We start from the raw sequence: 23,881 nt of genomic DNA on the forward strand, positions 1-23,881 counted from the left end.
TCACCTTCCGTCGCCGTCGGCGGCGGGCGCGACCGCCGGTTCGTCGTCGCGCGCCGGCTCCTCGGCGGGCGGCGGTTCCTGCGGCTTGGGCGGGAACCAGCGGCGTTCGATCCGCTCGCAGGCCATCCCCACGCACGCGCCGCCGAGGGCGGCCACGATCAACCCCAGGTTGTACGGCAGCCCGAGGAACAGCATCGCCAGCGCGCCGGCCGACACGGCGGCGCTCCAGATCTTCCAGCCGGCCAGCGCCCCGGCGAGCACGACGAGGAAGACGGCGGTCATCGGGAAGTCGAGGCCGGCGCGCCACCGCTCGGGCAGCAGGTGCCCGGCGACCATGCCGACGACGGTGGCGACGGCCCAGTTGACGTACATGACGGCGGACGCGCCGAAGTAGAACATGCTCTTGCGGCGGGCCGGCTCGCCGCCCTTCATCCGGTCGAACGCGACGAAGAAGACCGCGTCGATCAGCCCGAAGCCGAGCAGCAGCCGCCACCGTTGCGGCAGCTCCCGCACGTGCGGGGCGAGCAGCGTGGAATAGATCAGCATGCGCAGGCTGAGGATGAGGGTGGTCAGGACGATCACCGGCCACGCCGCGCCCTCGGCGATCAGCTTGAAGCCGATGAACTGGGCGGTGCCGGAGTTGACCACCATGGCCAGCCCGAACGTCTCCAGGTAGGACAGCCCGCTGGCCAGGCCGAGTGTCCCGCCGATCACGCCGAGGGGGAACGCGGACAGCAGGAACGGCACCATCGAGCGGGCCCCGGCGACGAACTCGCCGCGCGGCGTGGCGGGGCGCTCGGGGGCGCTGGTGGGCGTGCGGTCAGACATGGTCCTCCCCGGGGCGGCTGTCGCGCGGCATGGCCGGGCCGGCGCCGGCGACGAGGTCGGCCACCTCCCCGGCGCGGGTACGGCAGAAGTAGTGTCCCCCACCGTCGATCTCCGCGAGGGTCACGTCGGCGGCGATGCGCCGCCACGCGGCGGGCGCGTCGCCCGGCGCGGCGGTGAGCGGGTCGTCGGCGGCGAGCACCACCGTCACCGGCACGGTCAACGGGCGGTCGGCCAGCGGGTCGAGCCGGTCCCGCAGGTAGGTGTGCGAGCCGAGGGCGTCGTGCCGGAACGCGGCGACCAGCGCCGAGGTGTGCCCGGCGTCGAGGCCGTCGAGGTCGGTGAAGCCGGTCTGCCCGACGAGCCAGTCCACGACCCCGGCCTCGTCGAGGGCGCGTACCTCGGCGATGCTGGCGTCGATGTCGGCGGCGTCGCGCAGCAGCTTGCCGCCGAGGAACAGCCGCGCGGGCGGGGACCCGGCGGCGGCGAGCAGCCGGGTGACCTCCACAGCGAGGGCCGCGCCGACGCAGTGCCCCCACAGCAGCACCTCGCCCCCGGCGGCGGTGCGCAGCTCGACGACGACCCGGCCAGCCACCTCGTCGAGGTCGGCCAAGGGCTCGGGGCGACCGGGGTCGTGCCCCGGCAGGGCGACCGCGAACACGGCCACGCCGCGTGCGGCGAGCGCCTCGGCCAAAGGCCGGAAGGCAAGCGGGTTGCCGGCGGCGTACGGGAAGCAGACCAGGACCCGGTCGGCGGCGACGCCGGGCGGCGACAGCGGCTGCAGCAGCGGCGCGGCGGTGTCGGTGCCGGCGGCGGCCGGGGTGGCGGCGGCGTCGACGGCGCGGGCCAGCGGGCCCAGGTCGGAATGGGTCATGAGCTGTCGGAGGGTGACCAGCGGGCGCAGCGCGGCGACGACCCGCATCGCGGCCAGGGAGTTCCCGCCGAGGTCGAAGAAGTTGTCCTCCTCGGCGATGTCGGCCACCGGCACGTCGAGGGTGTCGGCCCACGCGCGGGCGACGCGGCGGGCCGTGTCCGTGCCGGGCGGGGTGCGCCCGGCCGGGGCGGCGGGCGCGGCCGGCGCGGGGCGGGCGAACGCCCGGCGGGCCGGGACGAGGCGGGCCGGCGGCAGGCCCGGATCGTAGCCGCCGTGCGGGGCGTCCGGGTCGTCGGCCAGGGCCACCAGGGCCCGCCGGTACGCCGCGCCGAGGCCGGCGGCCTGCTCGGCGGTGAACTCGGCGCTGTGGTAGTGCAGGCTGAGCCGGACCTGGTCGGTGAAGAAGTCCCGCATGAACTCGGCGCGCAGCGCGAACTCGGTCTCCGTGCTGACCCGCACGTCGAGCAGGTCGAAGCCGGGCAGCTCACGCAGCTGCTTGAGCAGGTAGAAGTGGGTGTAGTTGAAGACCGTCTCGAACAGCGTGTCGGTGGTGGCGGCGTCGGCCTTCATCTGCGCCATCGGGTAGCGGCGGTGCGGCAGCAGGTCCGCCTCGGCCCGGTAGACCCCGCCCACCAGGTCGGCCCAGCTCCCGTCGCCGGTGTCGACGCGCAGCGGCACGGTGTTGAGGAACAGGCCCAGCGCGGCGGTGGCGCCCTCGGCCTCGGGCCGGCCGCTCTGCTCGTACCCGGTGATCACGGCCGGGTCGGCGGCCAGCGCGCCGACCACCTTGACGTGCGCGGCCAGCAGCAGGGTCTTCAGCGGCACGGCCAGCCGGTCGGCCAGCCGCAGCAGCCGCTCGGACAGCGCGGCGGGGATGTCCACCTCGTGGAACACCACGGGGTGCGCGGCGGGCTCGGCGGGCGGCTCCCAGCGGGGCAGCTCGGTGACCCCGCCGGCGGCCAGGACGTCGCGCCAGAACTCCCGGTCCCCGGCCGAGGCGACGGCCCGCCGTTCCAGGCCGATGTAGTCGCGGAAGTGGTTGCCGGCCGGCGGCTCGGGCAGCGGGCGGCCGGCGCGCAGCCGGTGGTACGTGTCGAACAGCCGGGTGTGCAGCAGGGTGATGCTCCACCCGTCGAGGGCGGAGTTGTGCTGGCTGAGGCTGTAGCGGTAGAGGTCGTCGGCGAGCACGTGCACGTGGATGCGGACCAGCCCCGGCTCCTGCCAGACGAACCGGTACGACTGCTCCCGGTCGTGCCAGTCGGCGTACCGGCGCTCCTGCTCGGCGGGGGTGAGCCCGCGCAGGTCGGTCACCCACAGCGGGGTGGGCGCGTCGGCGTGCACGAGCTGGAGCTGCTCCGAGTAGCCGGTGAGGTGGTAGCTGGTGCGGAAGATCGGGTGGTCGGCGACCAGCCGGCGCACGGCCGCCGCGAACGCGGCCTCGTCGAACGGGGCGCTGATCAGGAAGCTGATGATGTCGTGGTACTGGGCCGCGCCCCGGGCCAGCTCGTTCTGGAAGATCAGCCCGGCCTGGAGCTGGCCCAGCGGGTACGCGTCGACCACCGTGTCGGGCAGCAGCGCCCGGTCGGCCGGCGACACCAGGTCGAACGGCGCGTACGCCGGGGGCCGCTGCCCGTCGGCGGGGGCCGCGGCGAGCGCGGCGATCGTGGGGTGCCGGAACATCTGCTGGAAGCTGAGGTCCAGGCCGGCGGCGTGCGCCCGGGCCAGGACGGTGACGAAGTGGATGGAGTTGCCGCCGAGGGCGAACAGGTTGTCCTCCACCCCCACCCGGTCGACCCCGAGCACGTCGGCCCACACCTGGGCGAGGATCCGCTCGGCGTCGGTGCGCGGTGGCACGTACGGCCGGTCGTCGGCGGGCGGGTCGGGCAGCGCCCGCCGGTCCAGCTTGCCGTTGGCCGACAGCGGGAACTCGGCCAGCTCCACCACCCGGGCGGGCACCAGGTAGGCGGGCAGCACCCCGGCCAGGTGGTCGGTGAGCGCCCGTTCGGCCACCGGGGAGGCGGTACGCACGTAGCCGAGCAGGTTGCCGTCGCGGGCGACGACCACGGCGTCCTTGACGGCCGGGTGGCCGCGCAGCGCCTCCTCCACCTCGCCCAGCTCGACCCGGTAGCCGCGCACCTTCACCTGGTGGTCGAGGCGGCCCAGGTAGTCGATGGTGCCGTCGGGCAGCACCCGGGCGAGGTCGCCGGTGCGGTAGACGCGGTCCTCCCCGACGGCGGGGGCGGCGACGAACCGGTCCCGGGTCAGCTCGGGCCGGTTGAGGTAGCCCCGGGCCAGCTGCACCCCGGCGATGCACAGCTCGCCGGGCACGCCGACGGGCTGCGCCCGCAGCCGCCCGTCGAGCACGTGCAGCCGGGTGTTGTCCACCGGGCGGCCGATCGGCACCCGCGCCGCGCCGGGGACGCACGGGTGGTGGCTGACGTCGACGGTGGCCTCGGTCGGCCCGTACAGGTTGACCAGCTCGACGTGGGGCAGCAGCGCGGCGAGCCGGTCGACGTGGTGCGCGCCGAGGGCCTCGCCGCTGGCGAAGATCCGCCGCAGCCCGGCCAGTCCGGCGGTGTCGGCGGTGGCCAGCCAGTCGAGGAACGCGCCCAGCATCGACGGCACGAAGTGCAGGACGGTCACGCGGTGGGCGGCGACGGCGGCGACGATGGCGCGCGGGTCGCGTTCCGCGCCCGGCGGCAGCAGGCACACCGACGCGCCCTCGCGGGCCCACCAGAACAGCTCCCACACCGACACGTCGAACGTGGTGGGGGTCTTGTGCAGCACGACGTCGTCCGGGCCGATCGGGTAGTGCCGCTGCATCCAGGCGAGCCGGTTGGCCAGGGCCCGGTGCGCGATCATCGCCCCCTTCGGCTCGCCGGTGGAGCCGGAGGTGTAGATGACGTAGGCGAGGTCGTCGCCGTCGCCGGGCGGGGCGGGTTCGCCGGCCGGGGTCGCCGCCGGCCCGCCGGTCGGCAAGGGGTCGGCGGTCGGCGCGGGGTCGGCGGTCGGCGCGGGGTCGGCGTCGGCCGGGGGCAGCGCGACCACCGGCACGCCGTCGGGCACCGCCGTGGCGTCGGCGGCCACCACCAGGGCCGCGCCGCTGTCGCGCAGCAGGTAGCCGACGCGGGCCGGCGGGTAGCCGGGGTCCACCGGCAGGTAGGCCGCGCCGGCCCGGTGCACGGCCAGGATCGCCGCGAGCTGCGCGGGCGACCGCGCGGCCAGGACCGCGACGACCGTCTCCGGGCCCGCGCCGGCCGCGCGCAGGTCCGCCGCCAGCGCCGCGACCCGCCGCTCCAGCTCCGCCCAGGTCCAGGCGCCCTCGTCGGTACGCACGGCGACGCCCTCGGGCGTGTCGGCGGCCCGCCGGGCAACCCACGCGTCGGGGCGCGGGCCGGCGGCGACGTCCACGGTCGTGTCGTTCATGGCGGCGAGCACCGCCCGGTCGGCCGGGGTCACCAGGTCGACGTCGTCGACGGGGCCGTCCGGGGCGGCGAGCGCGGCGGCGAGCAGGAGCAGCAGGTGGGCGGCGATCCGCTCGGCGGTGCCCCGGTCGTGACGGGCGGCGTCGTGGTGGACGGTCAGGTCGGCGTCGGCGACGGCCACGGTGATCCCGACGCGGGGGTCGACGGCCGCGTCGGCGGTGTGCACGGCGACGTCGAGGAACGGGTGGCGGCCCTGTTCGGCGTGCGGGGCGAGGTCCTCGGCGAGCAGCTCGACGGGGTAGTCGGCGTACCGTTCGGCCTCGGGCAGCGCGGCGCGCACCTGCCCGACGAGGTCCCGGTAGCTGCGGTCCGGGCCGGCGGCCACCCGCAGCGGCAGCAGCCCGGCCAGCGCGTCGCCGTCGGCGGGGCGGCCGACCAGCACCTCGGTCGCGCCGGTCCAGCGGCGCAGCAGGGCCGCCACGGCGGCGGCGACCAGCACGAACCGGGCCGCCTCGGCGCCCCGGCTGGCGGCGGCGAGCCGATCGGCCAGCGCGTCGCCCAGCGGCACGGTGACCGCCTCCGGGCGCGGCGGGGCGCCCGGTGCGGCGGCGTGGTCTTCGGGGAAGCCCACCCGCTCCGCCCCGGCGGCGAGCACGCCGTGCCAGTGCCGGGCGTGGTCGGGCCGCCGCGCGGCGGCGATCCTGAGCTGGCCCCGGGTCATCAGCGACTGCATGAGCTCTCCCGGCTACAGGTCGATGTCGATGGTGGTCGGGGCGGCGGCCACGGGGGCCGCCGCGCCGGTCAGCTCGCCGACCGGGCGGCCCGGGTCGGCCAGCACGGCGTCGAGCAGGTCGAGGTACAGGTCGGCGAACGCGCGCACGGTCTGCGGCAGGAACAGCCCGGCGTGGTACGCCCAGTGCACGGTGAGCCCGTCGGGCCGCTCGTAGACCTGCATGTCCAGGTCGAACATGGCCTGCCCGGTCGGGGCGACGGCCAGCTCCACCGGCCGGCCGAGGAACTCGACCCGGGCCACCTCGGCGTGCTGCATCGCGAACAGGGTGTCGAACAGCGGGTGCCGGTGCGGGTCGCGCACCGGCAGCACCGCCTCGACCAGGCTGTCGAACGGGAAGTCCTGGTGGGCGAAGGCGTCCACCGCGTCCCGGGCCACCTCGGCCAGCAGCGCCCGGAACGGCACGTCGGGGCGGACCCGGTGGCGTAGGCAGACGGTGTTGACGAACATGCCCATGGTGGCGTCCAGCCCGGGTGCGCCCCGGCCGGCCACCGGCGTGCCGACGGTCACGTCGACGCCGTCGGCCCCGCCGGGGCCGCCCGTGGCGGCGGCGAGGAACGTCGCGTAGCCGGCGAGCAGCAGGTGGAACAGGGTGACGCCCTCGCGGCGGGCCAGCGCGCGCAGCGCGGCGGTGCGGGCGGCGTCCACGGCGAACTCCACGACACCGGCGGCGGCGGTCGACGGGTCGCCCGCGTCGGGCCCCGTGCCGCGGTCGGCGTCGGTGGGCAGGCGCGGCGGCGCGGGCGGGTCGGCGAACCGGGCCAGCCACCAGTCGCGCCCCGGCGGCTCCTGGGCGTGCGTCCACACCGCGTAGTCGGCGTACTGGGCGGGCACGGGCGGCAGGTCGCGGCCGGCGTAGCGGGCGTCGACCTCGCGCAGCAGCAGGGCCAGGGAGAGCCCGTCGGTGACGATGTGGTGCAGCTCCAGGGCCAGCGCCGCCCCGGTCGGGGTGCGCCGCAGCTCGGCGCGCAGCAGCGGCGGGGCGGCCAGGTCGAACGGGGTCACCGCGACCGGCTCGTCGGCGGCGCGGGCCACCTCGGGCAGCTCACACACCACGCCGGGCAGCACCCGCTGCACCGGCCGGCCCGCCTCGGTGCCGAACGCGGTGCGCAGGATGTCGTGCCGGGCCACCACGTGCCGCAGCGCCTGGCCCAGCCGGGCGGCGTCGGTGTCGGCGGGCACCGGCAGCAGCAGCGGCAGGTGGTAGGCCACCGAGGCGGGGTCGCGGGACTGGGCCAGGAACACCCGCCGCTGCTGCGGCGACAGCGGGTACGCCCGCGCGGCGGCGGCCCGGGGCAGCGGCGTGGCGGCGCGGGCCTGGCGTACCTCGGCGGCGAGGGCGGCCACGGTCGGGTGGCGCAGCACGGCGGCCGGCGACAGGGCCGTGCCGAAGACCCGCTGGGCCTCCACGGCCAGCGCGACAGCGGCCAGGGAGTCCCCGCCAGCGGCGTAGAAGTCGTCGAGCACGCCAAGCTTGGGCAGCCCCAGCACCCCCTCCCACACCCGCACGAGCTGCCGTTCGGTGTCGTCGCGCGGCGGCTGGTACGCCCCGTACCGGTCGTCGGGGGCGATCAGGTCGGCCGGGTCGAGCGAGTCGACCTGGACGATGTGCCGGGGCAGCTCCCCGTCGGGCAGTTCCCGCGCGAGCTGCCCGCGCAGCGCCAGCGGGTCGAGGTGGTCGTCGGCGACGACGTACACGCAGCCGTCCTTGACGGCGACCCGGTCGACCTGCGGCCAGAGCCGGGCGAGGGTGTCCACGTCGGGGGTCATCGGGCGGCTCCGATCGCCTCGGCCAGCCCGCGCACGGTCTGGTGCACGTACAGGTGGCGGGGGGTGAGGTCGGCGAGGCCCTGGTCGCGCAGCTCGTTGAGCAGCCGCAGGGCCAGCAGCGAGTTGCCGCCCAGGTCGAAGAAGTTGTCCTCCGGCCCGACCTCGGCGCCGAGGACCCGCTGCCACACCGCCCGGATCCGCTCGTCCAACGCCGCGTCGGCGGCGGGCGCGGGGGCCGACGCGGGCGGCTCGGCCGGGGCGGGCAGCCGGGCGGTGTCGAGCTTGCCGTTGCCGGTCAGCGGCAGGGCGGGCAGCGCGGTAACCGTCGCCGGGACCATGTAGTCGGGCAGCATCCGGGCCGCGCGGCGGCGCACCTCGGCGAGCACGACGGTGGCGGCACGGGCCCCGACGGCGGTGGCGGTCCCGGCGGCGGTTTCGGCGTCGGCGGTTTCGGCGTCGGCGGCGGGGTCGGCGAGCACGACGTAGGCGTGCAGCCGGGTGTCGGCCGACTCCGCGCCGGTCTGCACCACCACGGCCACGGCCAGCACCCCCGGGTCGTCCAGCAGCACCTGGCGGATCTCGTCCAGCTCGATGCGGTAGCCGCGCACCTTCACCTGGTCGTCGAGCCGGCCCAGGTGCTCCAGCCGCCCGTCGGGCAGCAGCCGGCCCCGGTCGCCGCTGCGGTACATCCGTCCGCCCGCCCACGGGTCGGGCCGGAACCGCTGCGCGGTCAGCTCGGGGCGGTGCAGGTAGCCGTCGGCCACCCCCGCGCCGCCCACGTGGATCTCTCCCGCCGCGCCGGGCGGCAGCAGCCGGCCGTCCGGGTCGAGCACGTACACCCGCCAGCCAGGCAGGGCACGCCCCACCGACCGGCTGCCGGCCAGCGCCAGCCCCCGGTCGAGGGTCTGTGCGGTGACGTGCACCGTGGTCTCGGTGATGCCGAACATGTTCACCACCCGGCACTCCCGCTCCGGGTGCCGGTCGAACCAGCCGGTGAGCATCCGGGCGTCCAGCGGCTCGCCGCCGAACACGACCAGCCGCACGGCGAGCCGGTCGGCGGCGCGCCGGTCGACGTCGAGGAGCTGCGCGAACGCCGACGGGGTCTGGTTGAGCACGGTCACCCGCTCGGCGGCCAGCAGGGCGTGGAACTCCTGCGGGGACCGGGTGACCAGGTGCGGGACGACCACCAGGTGCCCGCCGGTGAGCAGGCAGCCCCAGATCTCCCACACGGAGAAGTCGAAGGCGCTGGAGTGGAACATCGTCCACACGTCGGCCGGGCCGAGCCCGAAGTCCCCGGCGGTGGCGTCCACGAGGGCGAGCACGTTGCGGTGCGGGACGCACACCCCCTTGGGCCGGCCCGTGGAGCCGGAGGTGTAGATGACGTACGCGGTGTCGTCGGGCCCGCCCGCCGCCGGCTCCTCCCCCGCCGCGTCGTCCGGCCCGGCGGTCAACCCGGCCGGGTCGATCCCGCCACCGCCGACGAGCAGGGCGACGCCGGAGTCCTCGACGGTGTAGCGGATCCGCTCGGCCGGGTACGCCGGGTCGACCGGCACGTACGCGGCCCCCGCCCGCAGCACGCCGAGCAGCACCGCGATCAGGTCGACCGACCGGTCCAGGCAGACGCCCACCCGGTCGCCGGGGGCCACCCCGTGCGCGGCGAGGGCGCGGGCCACCCGGGCGGCGGCGGCGTCCAGTTGCGCGTACGTCAGCCGTCGGCCGGCGCAGGACACGGCCGGCGCGTCGGGTCGCCGCCTGGCGTGCCGGGCGACGCGGCCGGCGATGGTGTCGACCGCCGGGGGCGGCCCGCCGGGGCCCCGGCCGAGGGCGACGATCGCGGCCCGCTCGGCGTCGTCGAACAGGTCGTGACCGGCCAGCGGTCGGTCCGGGTCGGCGAGGACCTGCCCGAGCACCCGCACGACCTGGCGGGCGAACGCCGCGACCAGGTCGCCGGACCACCCGGCGGTGCGGTGGTGGCAGGTCAGCGTGGTGCCGGCCAGCGCCAGGGTCAGCGGCCACAGCGGGGCCAGGCAGGGCCGGTACGCGTCGGCGGGGCTGGTCGCGTCGAGCACGCCGACCTCGACGTCGAGGAGCCCGGCGGGCGGCGCGCCGCCGGCGACCGGCCAGGGCGACCCGGTCGCGGCGGCGGTGGCGAGCAGGTCACGGGCGCCGCCGTCGACCGGCACCCCGACGACGGCCAGCCGCTCGTCGACGACCGCGCCGACCCGGGCCCGGCGCACGCCCCGGTACCGGGCCAGCACCGCGCCGACCGCCGCGACGAGGGCGGCCAGGTCGGTCCCCGCCGGCACGGCGACGGTGTGCGCGGCGGCGCGGTCCGGCCCGGGGTCGCCGCGCAGCCAACCGGTGTCCCCGGCGTCCACGTCGGCAACGTCGCCGGAGCCGGAGCCGGAGGCGTCGGCAACGTCGTCGGAGCCGGCGGCGGCGTCTGCGGCGGCAGCGTTCGGTGCGGCGTCGGCGTCCGACCCGGCGCTCCCGGCGGCGGCCGGGTGGGCGGCGGTGGTGGAGGGCACGGGCCGACCCGGCACGACGAGCCGACCCGGGACGACGACCGGGACCGCCGGGGCGGCCGGGTCGGTCAGCTCGGCCAGCAGGGTGCCGAGGCGGTGCCGGTCCACGGCGTGCCGGCGGGCGACCAGCACCAGGTCGGCCCCGTCCTCGTGGCGCAGCAGCACCGCCCGCAGGTCCGGGCCGCCGACCGGCAGCGGCCGGGCCAGTTCGGCGTCGCGGCGGCGCACGGCCAGCCCGGCCGGCACCCGCTCCACCCACAGCCGCCCGCCGGCCAGGCCGTGCCGCCGGGTGAGCACGGCGTACGCCTCGGCGAGGCCGTCGGCGTCGGCGTCGGGGGCGACCCGGGCGCTCGCGGCGTGACAGAACCGGGCAGCGTCGGTCGAGTGGGGGGTGTGCGGGGCGCTCATCGGGTGGTGAACCCTCCGTCGACGGTGATGACCGAGCCGGTGACCTGCGCGGACTCGTCCGAGGCGAGCCAGAGCGCCGCCTGGGCCACCGCGCCGGGCTCGATCAGCGCGTTCATCGGCTGGGCCTGCACGAACGTCTCCTCGTGCTCGGCGACCGGCACCTCCAGCGACCGGGCGATCTCGGCGAGCATCCGGCCCTCGACGTGCGGGTCGTCGCGCACCGAGCCGGGGCACAGCGCGTTGACCCGCACCCGCAGCGGGGCGTAGTCGAGCGCGGCGGCCCGGGTCAGCCCGACCAGGCCGTGCTTGGCCGCCACGTAGCCGGCGAAGTGCCGGTAGCCGACCAGCCCGGCGGTGGACGCGACGTTGACGATGCTGCCGGCGCGCTGGCGGCACATCACCTCGCCGACCGCGCTGATCATCCGCCACGGCCCGGACAGGTCGACGTCCAGCATGAGCTGCCACTCGGCCTCGGTAATCTCGTGCGTCGGCTTGCCCGACGGCGCGGCGATGCCGGCGTTGTTGACCAGCACGTCGACCCGACCGAAGCGCGCCACCGCCAGCGCGACGGCGGCCCGGACGGCGGCCAGGTCCCGCACGTCGGCCTCGACCGGGTACGCGGCCACCCCGTACCCGGCGCACAGGTCGGCGGTGTGCGCGAGCTGGCTCGCCGAGCCCAGCGGGTACGGCACGCCGGGCAGGTCCCCGGCCAGGTCGACGAGGACCACGTCGGCCCCCTGGGCGGCGAACGTCACCGCGCAGGACCGGCCCAGCCCCCGGGCGGCACCGGTGACGATGGCGGTCTTGCCGGCCAGCCGGTCGCCGGTGACCACCGGTGCGGGGCGGGTCGGCGCGTCGGTCATCGCGCCAGCTCCGCGCCGACCAGGTCGAGCACGGCCGCCGGGGCGTCGGTCAGGTACATGTGGCCGCCGGGCAGCCGCCGCACGGCGAAGGTGGCCGAGGTGACCCGCCCCCAGCCGGCGAGCGCCTCGTCGGCGACGAGCGTGTCGTCCGCCCCGCGCAGGGCGGTGACCGGCACGTCGACGCGCTTCTCCCCCGCCGGCCGGTACGCCTCGTGCAGCTCCACGTCGGCGCGCAGCACCGGCAGCAGCAGCTCCCGCATGTCGGGGTCGGCCAGCGCCGGGTGGGTGTACCCGGCGAACTCCTCCACCCGGGCGACGAACTCGTCGTCGGGCAGCCCGGCGGCGGTGCGCTCGCGCCCGGACCACGGGTCCGGGGAACCGCTGACGAACAGGTGGGACACGGCCACCCCGGCGGCCCCGGTGAGCCGGCGGGTCATCTCGTAGGCGAGCACCGCGCCCATGCTGTGCCCGAACAGGGCCACCCGGTCGCGGCCCGCGACCAGTTCGAGGACCTCGTCGAGCAGCCCGTCGACGGCCTGCTCCAGGCGGCGGTACGGCTCCTCGACGAACCGCTTCTCCCGCCCCGGCAGCGACACCGGGACGACGTCCAGCTCGGGCGGGGCGACGCGCCGCCACGGTTGGTACACCGACGGGCCCGCGCCGGCGTACGGGAAGCAGAGCAGTGTCGTGCGGGTCAAGACGGCTCCTTGCCGGTCAGGGCGGTCCGGACGGCGCGCAGCAGCCCGGCGTCGGCCCGGGCGAGCAGGTCGTGCCCGCCGGGAACGGTCAGCGTGGTGCAGCCGGCGGTGGTCAGGTCGGCCCAGGCCGCCGCGTCCACCGCCGACACGTGCGGGTCGGCGTCGCCGACGACGACGGTGACCGGGGTGGCCACCGGGTCGGCGTCGCGCAGCCGGTAGCTGCGGCCCAGCTCGAAGTCGGCGCGGGCCGCCGGCAAAGCCGCCGCGGCCAGGTCCGGGTGCCCGGCCACCGCCGGGGGCAGGGTGCCCAGCGCGACCAGCTCGGCGAGGAACGCCGCGTCGTCCAGGGTGGAGTAGTCCGGTTCGACGCCGCTGCGGTGCGGCGGCACCGCCGAGGAGACCACCAGCGCGTCGGCGGGCCGGTGGCCGCGCCGGGCCAACCGCCGGACCAGCTCGAACGCCACGTACGCGCCGAGGCAGTCGCCGTAGACGGCGTACGGGCGGTCGAGGTGGGGCGCGAGCGCCGCCTCCAGGGCCTGCACCAGCGGGGTCATCCGGCGCGGGGCGGCCTCGGCGGCGCGTTCCCGCCGGCCCGGGTACTGCACGGCGTTGACCTCGACCGACCGGGGCAGCCCGGTGCGCCAGCTCTCGAACGCGCCCGCGTTGCCGCCGGCGTAGGGCAGGCAGAACAGCCGCAGCGCGGGGCGGGGCACCGGCGCGCGGACCACCAGCCACGGGTCGCGGTCAGCCATCGCGGGCCACCCGCTCCACCAGCGCCCCGAAGTCGGCCAGTTCGGCGAACTCGGCCAGGGTCAGCCCGGTGCCGTACCGCTGGCGCAGCGTGCGGACCAGGCGCAGCGCCCGCAGCGAGTCCCCGCCGGCGGCGGCGAACGTGGTGGCGGCCGAACGCGGCGTCACCCCGAGGACGTCCCGCCACGCCCCGGCGACCCGCGCCGACCAGCGGGAGCGGGCGTCGGTGGGCGCGTGGGCCGGCGGCCCGGCGGGCGGCAGCGCCGCGGTCGGCTCGGTGGCCAGCAGCCGGGTGAAGGTCGCGGCGAGCCGGTCGGCCCAGTCCGCGTCGAAGCGGCGGCCGTCGTACTGCAGGGCGAGGACGAGCCGGCCGGTGTCGGGGACCACCGCCACGTCGACGGCGAGGCTGAACCCGACGTCGACCGTGGTCACCCGGCTGACCACGACGCGGGGGCCGGCACGGTCGTCGGCGTGGAAGTGGGTGTAGTTGAAGAAGCTGTCGAAGCGGGGCCCCGCCCCGCCGGCCCGGACGATCTCGGCCAGCGGGAACCGGTGGTGGCCCATCAGGGACCGCTCGGCGTGCCAGGCGTCCCCGGCCAGCTCGGCCAGCGGCCGACCGCGCAGGGTCGCCGTGACCGGCAGGGTGTTGAGGAACAGCCCGAGGGTGGCGTCGCTGCCCGCGCCCTCGGGCCGACCGCCGACGACCAGGCCGGAGACCACGTCGTCGCGGCCGGCGGTCTCGCCGAGCGCCCGCAGGTGCACCGCCAACAGATACGACTTCACCGGCACCCCGGCCGCGCGGGCCGCCTCGGCGACCCGGTCGGTGACGTCGTCGTCGAGCGGCACCGGCCGGGTGACGGTGATCCGGGGGCCGGGCCCGCCGAGCAGCAGCGGCGACGCGGCACCGGGCCCGTCGAGCCAGAACCGGCGGGTGGCCGGGTCGGCGAGGGCGGCCCGCTCGGCGGCGACGTGGTGGTACGGCGGCAGGGCCGCCGGGGCGGGCGGGGCGGGCCGGCCCGTTCGCCGCCGCTCGTGGTCGGCCAGCAGGGCGCGCAGGAACAGGTCCAGGCTCCAGCCGTCGAGGACGGCGTGGTGCTCGGCGACGACGAGGGTGAACCCGTCCGCGCCCTCGTCGACGGCGTGCAGCCGGACCAGCGGCGGGCGTTCCCAGTCGAACGGGCGGGCCCGCTCGGCGGCGATCAGCGCGTCGACGTGGGCCGCGCGGGCGGCCGGGTCGGCGTCGGCCAGCGCGTCGACCGGCACGTCGGCGGGCGCGTCGGCGTGCACCAGCTGCAGCGGCTCGGCGTACCCGTCGAGAGCGAAGCCGGTGCGCAGCACCGGGTGCGCGGCCACCAGCGCGGCGAACGCGGCGCGCAGCGCGGCCGGGTCCAGCGGCGCGTCGACGCGGTGCGCGGTGACGTTGTGGTACATCGCCGGGTCGCCGGTCAGCTCGCAGTGGTAGACCATGCCCTGTTGCAGGGCGGTCATCGGGTACGCGTCGACCGCCGACGCGGGCAGCCGGTCCCGGTCGGCGGCGGCCAGAAGCGTGTCCGCGCCCCGCTCGGGCCGAGCGGCGGCGGGCCCGGCGGACCGGTCGCCGTCGACCGGCCGCGCCCCGTCGACCGGCACCGCCCCGGCGGTCGGCTCGTCGGCGTCCGGGTCGGCGAGGGTGATCTCGCCGTGGCTGACCAGCTCCCGGATCGACTGGTGGGCGAAGATGTCGCGCAGCCGGAACGACAGGCCCCGCCGGGCGGCGGCGACCTGCATCTGGATGCTGCGGATCGAGTCGCCGCCGAGGGCGAAGAAGCTGTCGGTCACGCCGACGGTCTCCAGGCCGAGCACCTCCCGCCACGCCTCGGCGAGGATCTCCTCGGCCCGGTTGGCGGGGGCGACGCCCGGGCCGGCGGCGCGGCGGCCCCGCTCGGGGGCGGGCAGGGCGGCGCGGTCCAGTTTGCCGTTGCCGGTCAGCGGCAGCGCGTCGAGCACCACCACGGCCCCGGGGACCAGGTGCGCCGGCAGCCGCTCGGGCAGCCAGGCGGCGAGGCGGGCGTCCAGCGGCTCGCCGTCGGCCGGGGCGGCGGTCACCGCGGGGCGGGGGTCGTCGGCGTACTCGGGGCGCACGGCGTGCAGGGTGTACCGGTCGGTGCCCTCGAGCAGGTCGTCCTGGCGGGTGAGGACGGTGAAGCCGCGGTCCTCGAAGAACGCGATCAGCTCGTCGAGGCGGCCCTCGGTGGCGGTGCCGACGCCGTCGTGCACCTCCATCGCCACCTGCGCGACCAGCGGCCAGTGGCCCTCCCGGATGCCGGCGAGGACGTCGGCCTCGGCCCGCTGCACGTCGATCTTGAGCAGGTCGATGCGCTCGGGGGCCACCTCGTCGATGACGTCGGACAGCGGCCGGACGGCCACGCTGAGCCGGTCCGGCGCGAAGCGCTCCGTCAGCAGCTCGTCGACCCGGTCGAGCAGGGCGTCCCGGTCGGCCTCGCCCCGGTCCCGCTCGTTGGTCAGGAAGCGGCGGATGACGGCCTGTTCGGCGGCCGGGTCGGCGTACTCGGCGTGGCCGGACATCATGGCGTAGCCGGGATAGTAGGTGAAATCCACCTCGCCGGGTGCCGCCGCGAGCCCGTGCGGGTGCACGGTGGCGGGCACCCCGAAGGTGGCCACGTTGCGGCGCAACGCCTCGACCACCGACGGCACCGGCTCGAACGCGTGGATCGTGGCGTCCGGGCACACGGCGTGCACGAACAGCGAGAACATGCCGATGTTCGCGCCGACGTCGAACACCGTCGCCCCGGCCCGCAGCACCACCCCGTCGCGCAGGTAGACCTGCTGGCGGAAGATCTCGTCGTACAGGTAGCGGGTCTCGTGGGGGTTGATGCCCACGATCCGGTCCACGTCGACCGCCGGCGGGCCCCCGGCGGGCGTCACGTACGCGACGAGCCGCGCGCCGTGCCCGTCGTCGTCGCGGGCCACCACCGCCGCGTCGGCCACCCCGGGGTGCTCGCGCAGGACGGCGGCGACCTCCCCCGGCTCGATCCGGAAGCCGTTGACCTTGACCTGGTCGTCGAGCCGGCCCAGGTAGGTCAGCCGCCCCCGCGCGTCGAAGCGCACCCGGTCGCCGGTGCGGTACACCCGCTCGACGCGGCCCGACGGCAGCGCCGCGGGCACGAACCGGCGGGCGGTGGCCTCCGGGTCGCCGAGGTAGCCGTCGGCGAGCTGGGGGCCGGTCAGGCACAGCTCCCCGGCCACCCCGGGCGGCACCGGGCGGAGCTGGCCGTCGAGCACCCACGCCCCCGTCCCCGGCAGCGGCCGGCCGATCGTCGGCGGGTCACCGGCGGTGATCTCGGCGCTGGTGGCGTCCACGGTGGCCTCGGTCGGGCCGTACAGGTTGACCGCGCGCACCCCGGGCAGGGCCGCCACGGCGTCCCACAGGTCCGCCGGCACCGGCTCGCCGCCGAGCAGCAGCACCCCCGGCAGCCGGGCCCCGCCGGCGGCCACCCCGTCGGCGGCGAGCAGGATGCGCAGCTGCGACGGGGTCAGGTCCAGCACGTCGACGCGGTGCGCGGCGAGCAGGCCGGCCAGCTCGACGCCGTCGCGGCGGGCCTCCTCCGGCACCAGGTAGAGGCTGCGGCCGTGCCCGAGCTGGACGAGCTGCTTGACGGAGGCGTCGAAGGTCAGCGGGGCGTTGACCGCCACCCGCGCCCCGGCCGGGGCGTTCGAATAGACGACGCGCTCCAAGGCGTGCGCCAGGTGCGCGGCGCTGCCGTGCGAGACCAGCACCGGGCGCGGCGTGCCGGTGGACCCCGAGGTGAAGATCACGTACGCCGGGTCGGTCGGCCGCGTCTCGGGCAGCGCGGCGGTGGCGGCGGTGGCGGCCAGCTCGGCGACGCCCGCGTGCGGCACGCCCGCCACGGGCCGGTCCCCGAGGACCAGGCCGGCGTCGACCGCGCGGGCCAGCTCGGCGAGGCGACGCGGGGGCGCGGCCGGGTCCAGCGGCACGAACACCGCGCCGGCGCGCAGCACGCCGAGGAACGCCACCACCGTGTCCCGGGAGCGGGTGGCCAGCACCCCGACCCGCCGGCCGCCGTGCAGGCCGCGCTCGACCAGGCCGGCGGCCACCCCGTCGGCGAGCCGGCACAGCTCGCCGAAGGTGTACGTCCCGTCGGCCGCGACGACCGCCTCGGCGCCCGGGTCGGCGGCGGCCAGCCCTCCGTGGAGCAGTTCGGCGAGGGTACGCGTCGGCGCGTCGGACGCCGGCCCGGCGGCCTCGACCAGCCAGCGCGTCTCCGCCGCGCCGAGCAGGGCCAGCGGGGCCCCGTCGGTCAGCGCGGCGGGCAGGGTGCCGAGCACGGCGAGCAGCCCCTCGCGCAGCTGCCGCCCGCCGGTGACCCGCAGGGTCGCCGTGCCCGCGTCGAGCACGGCGCTCAGGTGCGGCCCGCCCACCGGCGGCGGGGCGCTCACCCGCACGTCGGTGGCCCCGAGGGCGGCCAGGGTCGCCGGGGCGACGGCCGGCACGGCGGCGAAGCCGGCCACCGCCGCGGAGTCGACGCCCACCGGCTCCAGCAGGTGGAACGTCTCCTCGGTGGGGCGCTCCGCGCCGCGTACCTCGTCGAGGAGCTGTTTCGGCGCGGCCGGCAGCGGCAGGCGCAGCCGCAGCGGCGCGTAGCCGCCCAGCGGCCCGACCACGGCGGCGGTGCCGTCGGCATGCCGGCCGTCGCTCCAGCGGGCCAGCACCAGCTCGGCGTCGTCGGCCCCGGCGGGCGGCTCGGCCCGGCGGGACAGGGTCAGCGCCCAGGCGGCCAGCAGCAGGCTGGGCACCGTCACCCCGGCCGCGTCGGCGGCGGCGGTCAGCGGGCCCAGCGGCACCTCGGCCACCGACTCCTCGGCCGCATCGTCGCCGTGCGGGGTGACCAGCCGGGCGGCCGGGACGTCGGGGGCCGCCGGCAGGCCCGCCTGCTGCCGCTCGTCGAACTGCCACTCCGAGACGTCGAGGAACTGCAGGGCGTCCGGGTCGTCGGCGAGGGACCCGCCGGCGTACGCGGTCGCCAGGTCGGCCAGCACCAGCCGCAGGCTCGCCGGGTCGGCGATCAGCGGGGCGGCGGCCAGCTCCAGGGCGTCGTCGGTGAGGGTCACGGACATCTCGCCGGCCGCGCCGACGGTCACCGAGCGGGCGTCGTCGACGTCCTGCAGCGGCACCCGCAGGCCGGCGTGGTGCACCAGGGTCAGCCGCAGCGCCTCGTGCCGGGCGACCACCGCGTCGACGGCGGCCTGGAGGCGGGCGGCGTCCAGCGGACGGTCGAGCCGGACCCGGGCCCGCACGAGTTCCCGCGCCCCGGTGTAGGCGAGCCGCTGGACCGGGGAGAGTCGGTAGCCGTTCACACCACGCTCCGGTTGACGTAGAGGTCGGACATGGCGACGAGGATCTGCCGGTCGCCGGAGAAGGGCTCCCGCCCGTGGGTGGCGAGGAAGTTGTCCACCACCAGCACGTCGCCGCGCTGCCACGGCACCGACACGGCGTGCTCCCGGTAGAGGTCCCGGATGCCGGCGACCACCTCGTCGTCGATCGGGCTGCCGTCGCCGTGGTACGCGTTGCGCGGCAGCCCCTCGGGGCCGTACTCGCGCAGCAGCGCGGCGGACACCTCGGCCGGCATGTTGGAGCTGTGGAACAGGTGGGCGTGGTTGAACCAGAACGTCTCGCCGGTGCGCGGGTGGGTGGCCACGGCCTGCCGCCGGGCCCGGGTGCGCAGCCCGTCTCCGCCGAGCCAGGTGAACTCGGTCGCCGACGCCGCGCAGTAGGCCTCCACCTCCGCCCGGTCGGTCGTCTGGAACGCCTCCTGCCACGGCAGGTCCAGGTGCGGGCCGTAGTTGCGCACGTAGCACACCCCGTCGCGGGTGAACCGCTCGCGCACCTGCGCCGGGATCCGGGGCGTCACCACCCGCTCGCTGGCCAGCGGAGTGGCCCCGCCGCTGCCGGTGGCCGGCTGGGCGCACCAGAAGTAGAGGTGGGTCGGCCAGTTGTGCGAGTACGACATCTCGTGGTGCAGCGGGATCCACTGCTCGGCGTTGAACTCGGTGGAGGTGAACACCCGGTCGGCGACCTCGGTGCGCGGCGCGGCCCGCTCCAGGTACCCGAGCAGGTCCGGGGTGACCGCGCGGGCCGCCCGGCTGAAGTCGTCGGCGGTGGCCACCTCGAAGCCGCGGAACAGCACCGCGCCGTGGGCGTCCAGGTCGCGCAGCAGCTCGTCGCGGCGGCCGACGAGCCAGCCGGCGAGGTCGAGGTCGGCCACCGCGGCCTCGACCAGCAGCACGAAGGAGTCGTCGACCAGCACCCGGCGGGTGACCGGCGCGGCGGCCGGCGCGGCCCCGCGCCGACGCGGCCCCGGCCCGCTCACGACCGGCCCCCGGCGGTCGCCGCCAGCTCGGGCGCGCTGACCGGGTCGGACATGGCGGTGAGGATGCGCCGGGGCGGGGTGAACGGCTCCCGGGCGTGCGCGGCCAGCATGTTCTCCACCAGCAGCACGTCGCCGCGCCGCCACGGGAACGACCGGGTCTCCGCCGCGTACGCGGCCCGCAGCTCGGCGAGCACGTCCGCGCCGATGGGCGTGCCGTCGCCGTACGCGGTCTGGTAGGGCAGGTCCTCCTCGGCCAGTGCCCGGCGCAGCCCCGCGCTGACCTCGTCGGGCAGGGAGGTGACGTGGAAGAACAGCGCGTGGTTGAACCAGGTGCGCTCCCCCGTCACCGGGTGCTCGCGCACGGCGGGCCGGACCTGCCGGGTGCGCAGCTGCTCCTCGCCCACCCACTGCGCCTCGATGCGGGCGCGGGCGCAGTATGCCTCGACCTCGGCGCGGCTGTCGGTCTGGAACGCCGTCTGCCAGGACAGGCTGATCCCGGGCAGGTAGTTGCGCTGGTAGCACACGCCGCCACGGCGTTCGAACCCGGCGACGGTCTCGGGGCGCAGCCGGGCCAGCACCCGCCGGCTGTCGGCCAGCGGCGTCCGCCCGCCCGCGGCGGGCTCGGTCTCGCAGAAGAACACGATCCGCAGCGGCCAGTTCAGCGTGTACGACTGCTCGTTGTGCAGCACGATCGGCTGGTCGGCGGGGTGTTCGGTGGAGGTGTAGACGCCCTCGGTGACCTCGCTGCGCGGCGAGGACCGCTCGCCGTAGCTGAGCACGTCGTCGGAGAGGGCGGCCATCGCGGCCCGGAAGTCGGCGGGACCGGCCACGGCGAAGCCCCGCAGCAGCACGGCGGCGTGCCGGCGGGCCAGCTCGTCGACGGTGTCCCGGTTGCCGGCCAGCCAGGCCGCCAGGTCCAGGTCGGGCACGGTGGCCTCGACCAGGGCGGGCAGCGGACCGCCCGGCCAGTCGGGGCGTACGTCGACCAGGGAGCGGTCCCGTCGGCGGCGTCCGATGGCCGGCGCCACCCGGCTCTGCTCAGTCATCTCTCGTCCCCCAGGAATCGTCGACACACTCGGCGAGGCTGCGCGCGGGGTCGGCCGCCGCCCGGCGGAGGACCCCGACGAAGTCGTGGTGCCACGCCCGCGCGCGTGGACCGTCGAACAGGTCGGTGCGGTAGGTCCAGAGCGCCTCCAGGCCACCCCGGCGCTCGTCGAGCCAGCAGGTGAGGTCGAGCCGGGCGGCGTCCGGCGCGAGTTCCACCCCCGCGAGGTCCAGCCCCTGGGCCCCCCGCCAGGTCGCCGCCGGGGCGTTCTGCACGCCGAAGGCGACCTGCACCAGCGGGCTGCGGTGCGGGTGGCGGGCCGGACGCAGCCGCTCCACCACCGCGTCGAACGGCACGCCCTGCCGTTCGCCGGCGAACAGCGCGGCGGCGCGGGCCTCGGCGAGCAGGTCGGCGAAGCCGCGCCGCGGCGCGGGGCGCAGCCGCAGCGGCATCGTGTTGACGAAGCAGCCGACGCTCTCCTCGGCCGCGACGCTGGTGCGCCCGGCGAACGCGGTGCCGACGAGCAGGTCGGTGCGCCCCGTACGGGCGCCGAGCAGGGCGGCGAACGCGGCCAGCCCGACCATGTAGAGGCTGGCCCGGTGGGCGCGGGCGAGCCGCCGCACAGCCTCGGCGTCGGCGGCGTCCACGGTCGCCCGCAGGCTGGCCCCCTGCGGGCGGTCGGCGGCGCGCGGGGCACGCGCGGGCGAGCCGGCGGGACCGGGCGGAGGCGATGCGGGGGCGGGCGCGGCCAGATCGAGCAGGGTGGGCGCGTCACGCAGCCCGGCGACCACCTCGTCCAGGGCGCGGCGGCCGGCGGGGCCGGCCAGCCACTCCCGCTGGGCCAGCGCGAACGCCGCCGGCCCCGGCACGGGCCGCGCCGGCCACGGCGGGCGGGGCCGGGTGACCCGCACGGCGGCCTCCCGTTCGCTGTCGTAGCAGCGGCCGAGGTCGCGCACGAGCACGCTGAACGACCAGTCGTCGCAGACGATGTGGTGGGCCACCAGCAACAGCGCGTAGCGCCGGCGGTCGTCGGCGACGAGGTGCGCGCGCAGCAGCGGCCCGGCGGCCAGGTCCATCGGGGTACGGGCACTCGCGGCGGCCACCCGGGCGACCCGCTCCGCCAGCGGCATCCCCGGCACGGGCCGCTCCAGGACCAGCTCGACCTGCGGGTCGTCGTGCACCCGCTGGACCGGGCCGGCGTCGGAGCTGGGGAACACGGTGCGCAGCGCGGGGTGCCGGGCGACGACCCGGCGCAGCGCCCGGGCCAGCGCCGCCCGGTCCACGGCACCGTCCAGCTCGACCACGTAGGACACCAGGTAGGAGGTGTCGGTCGGGTCGAGCTGGTGCAGGAACCACAGCCGGCGCTGCGCCGCCGACAGCGGCGCGGCCCCGTCGGCGACGGCGGGCGGGGCGGCGTCGGCGCGGGAGGGGCCGGCGGCGGGAGGGGCGGTGCGGAAGGCGCCGGGGGCGGGCGGGGCGGCGGGCGGGGCCGGTGGGGCGGCGACCGCGGCGGCCCGCAGGTGGGCGGCGAGGGTGGCCACGGTGGGATGGTCGAACAGCGCGGCCGGCGGCACGGGCACACCGGTGGCCGCCGCGAGCCGGGCCGCGCAGCGCAGGGCGAGCAAAGAGTCGCCGCCGAGGTCGAAGAAGTCGGCCTGCGGCCCGGCGACCGGCACGCCCAGCACGTCCCGCCAGACCGCGGCGACCTCCCGGGCGAGCCCGGCGTCGGCGGGGTCGAACGCGTCGGCGGCCGGTGCGGCACCGGCAGCGGGAGGGGCGTCGGCGGTCGGGTACGGCGCGTCGGCCACCTCCCACTCGGGGTCCGGCAGGGCCGCCCGATCCACCTTGCCGCTCGGGGTGGTCGGCATCCGGTCCAGCCACACCACCGTCGCCGGCACCAGCGGGGCGGGCAGCCGCTCGCGCAGCCGGGCCGGCACGTCGTCCCGGCGCGCGCCGACCAGGTAGCCGACCAGGAGCGGGTCGCCGCTGGGCCCGGTACGCACGGCGGCGGCGGCCTCCCGCACGCCGGGCAGGTCGGCCAGGGCCGCCGCGACCTCGCCCAGCTCGATGCGGTGGCCGCGCAGCTTCACCTGGTCGTCGAGGCGGCCCAGGAACTCCAGTTGACCGTCGGGGCGCAGCCGGACCCGGTCCCCGGTGCGGTACATCCGCTCGCCGGGGCGGAACGGGTCGCGCAGGAACCGGGCGGCGGTCTCCTCCGGCCGGTCGAGGTAGCCCCGGGCCAGGCCCGCGCCCGCCAGGTACAGCTCCCCCGGGGTGCCGGGCGGCACCGGCATGCCGTCGGCGGCCAGCACGTACGCCCGGGTGTGCGGCAGCGGCCGGCCGATCGGCGGTACGCCCCCGTCGGCGGTGATCTCCGCCCAGGTCGAGTAGGTGGTGTCCTCGGACGGGCCGTAGAGGTTGAGCAGCCGGCGCACCCCGGGGCGGGCCAGGACGCGGGCGGCGAGGGCCGCGGTCAGCGGTTCGCCGGCCAGGCACACGGTGCGTACGCCGGCCGGCAGGGCGTCGGCGGCGAGCAGCTCGCTCATCGCCGAGGGGACGGTGTTGACCAGCGTGACCGGCAGCGCGGCGGCGTCGGGACCGGCGAGGGCGAGGACGTTGTCGACCAGCAGCACCCGCCCGCCCCAGCACAGCGGGCCGAAGATCTCGAACACCGACAGGTCGAAGCAGACGCTGGTGGCGGCCAGCACGCCGCTCAGCTCCTGGGCGCAGAAGGCGGACCGGGTCCAGCCCATCAGCACCGAGGCGGAGCGGTGCTCGATGGCCACGCCCTTCGGCCGGCCGGTGGAGCCGGAGGTGTAGATGACGTAGGCGAGGCCGGCGGGATCGGCGTCGGTGTCGGGCCGGTCGGCGGGTGCCGCGGCCACGTCGAGGGTGTCCAGGGGCAACGCGGCGCGGCCGAAGCGGTCGGCCAGGCCGGTGCGGGTGAGCACCAGCCGGGCGCCGGAGTCCTCGGTCATGAACGCCACCCGCGCCGGCGGGTACGCCGGGTCGAGGGGCACGTACGCCGCGCCGGCCTTGAGCACCGCCAGCAGGGCGACCACCAGGTCGACGTCGCGGGGCAGGCAGACGCCGACCCGGTCCTGGCCGGTGACGCCGTGCGCCAGCAGGACCCGGGCGAGCCGGTTGGCCGCCTGGTCGAGCTGCCGGTACGTCAGCGCCCGGTCGCCGGCGCGCACCGCCTCGGCGTCGGGCGTCCGCTCCACCTGGGCTTCGACCAGGCGGTGCAGGCAGGCGCCGGTGAGCGGGACGTCGGGGACGCGGGGTGCGCCGGCCCGGCGCACCGGTCCGGCGGGCCGGGCGGAGATGGTCACTTCCGCCCGCGATTCGTCGTGCGCGTGCAGCCAGACACCGAACGGCCCCCAAGATCGTAACGGTACGTGCGCCCTGGATGACCCTTCGGCAGGTCAGCGCGCCGGGCCCCTCACGCTCTGCTACTTACAGCGATCGATCGCTTGCTCTCCGCTGAGAGATTCCACGAGCGCCGATGGGAATGCCAAG

General features: G+C 77.4%; 11 protein-coding genes. All 11 read right to left on the reverse strand.

Annotated features, from left to right (window positions below):
- Genes ACVMYR_RS22815 through ACVMYR_RS22865 form a run of 11 tightly spaced genes read right to left on the reverse strand, consistent with a single transcriptional unit; the run spans position 1 to position 23,694 of the window.
- Positions 1 to 828 carry an AzlC family ABC transporter permease gene (locus tag ACVMYR_RS22815; protein ID WP_457122675.1) on the reverse strand — a complete coding sequence of 276 codons (828 nt, stop codon included), beginning with the start codon at positions 826 to 828 and terminating at the stop codon, positions 1 to 3.
- Positions 821 to 5,857: an amino acid adenylation domain-containing protein gene (locus ACVMYR_RS22820; RefSeq protein WP_457122676.1), complete on the reverse strand. Its 5,037-nt coding sequence runs from the start codon at positions 5,855 to 5,857 to the stop codon at positions 821 to 823. The genes ACVMYR_RS22815 and ACVMYR_RS22820 overlap by 8 nt, the downstream gene beginning before the upstream one ends.
- A 12-nt stretch (positions 5,858 to 5,869) precedes the next feature.
- On the reverse strand, positions 5,870 to 7,684 hold the full coding sequence (locus ACVMYR_RS22825) for a condensation domain-containing protein (RefSeq protein WP_457122677.1): 1,815 nt from the start codon (positions 7,682 to 7,684) through the stop codon (positions 5,870 to 5,872).
- Positions 7,681 to 10,617, reverse strand: a complete 2,937-nt coding sequence (locus ACVMYR_RS22830; protein ID WP_457122678.1) for a non-ribosomal peptide synthetase — start codon at positions 10,615 to 10,617, stop codon at positions 7,681 to 7,683. Before ACVMYR_RS22830 ends, ACVMYR_RS22825 begins: the two co-directional genes overlap by 4 nt.
- On the reverse strand, positions 10,614 to 11,480 hold the full coding sequence (locus ACVMYR_RS22835) for an SDR family oxidoreductase (protein WP_091283873.1): 867 nt from the start codon (positions 11,478 to 11,480) through the stop codon (positions 10,614 to 10,616). Before ACVMYR_RS22835 ends, ACVMYR_RS22830 begins: the two co-directional genes overlap by 4 nt.
- Positions 11,477 to 12,178, reverse strand: a complete 702-nt coding sequence (locus ACVMYR_RS22840) for a thioesterase II family protein (protein WP_457122679.1) — start codon at positions 12,176 to 12,178, stop codon at positions 11,477 to 11,479. The genes ACVMYR_RS22835 and ACVMYR_RS22840 overlap by 4 nt, the downstream gene beginning before the upstream one ends.
- Positions 12,175 to 12,930, reverse strand: a complete 756-nt coding sequence (locus tag ACVMYR_RS22845) for a thioesterase II family protein (RefSeq protein ID WP_077940165.1) — start codon at positions 12,928 to 12,930, stop codon at positions 12,175 to 12,177. The genes ACVMYR_RS22840 and ACVMYR_RS22845 overlap by 4 nt, the downstream gene beginning before the upstream one ends.
- Positions 12,923 to 18,304 carry an amino acid adenylation domain-containing protein gene (locus ACVMYR_RS22850; protein WP_457122680.1) on the reverse strand — a complete coding sequence of 1,794 codons (5,382 nt, stop codon included), beginning with the start codon at positions 18,302 to 18,304 and terminating at the stop codon, positions 12,923 to 12,925. Before ACVMYR_RS22850 ends, ACVMYR_RS22845 begins: the two co-directional genes overlap by 8 nt.
- Entirely contained in the window at positions 18,301 to 19,317 is a 1,017-nt protein-coding gene (locus ACVMYR_RS22855) for a TauD/TfdA family dioxygenase (protein ID WP_457122681.1), read from the reverse strand. Before ACVMYR_RS22855 ends, ACVMYR_RS22850 begins: the two co-directional genes overlap by 4 nt.
- Positions 19,314 to 20,363 carry a TauD/TfdA family dioxygenase gene (locus ACVMYR_RS22860; RefSeq protein ID WP_077940162.1) on the reverse strand — a complete coding sequence of 350 codons (1,050 nt, stop codon included), beginning with the start codon at positions 20,361 to 20,363 and terminating at the stop codon, positions 19,314 to 19,316. The genes ACVMYR_RS22855 and ACVMYR_RS22860 overlap by 4 nt, the downstream gene beginning before the upstream one ends.
- Positions 20,356 to 23,694, reverse strand: coding sequence for an amino acid adenylation domain-containing protein (locus tag ACVMYR_RS22865; RefSeq protein ID WP_457122682.1), 3,339 nt, complete (start codon positions 23,692 to 23,694; stop codon positions 20,356 to 20,358). The genes ACVMYR_RS22860 and ACVMYR_RS22865 overlap by 8 nt, the downstream gene beginning before the upstream one ends.
- Positions 23,695 to 23,881 lie beyond the last annotated feature (187 nt).

The sequence above is a fragment of the Micromonospora sp. PTRAS2 genome, assembly GCF_054052245.1.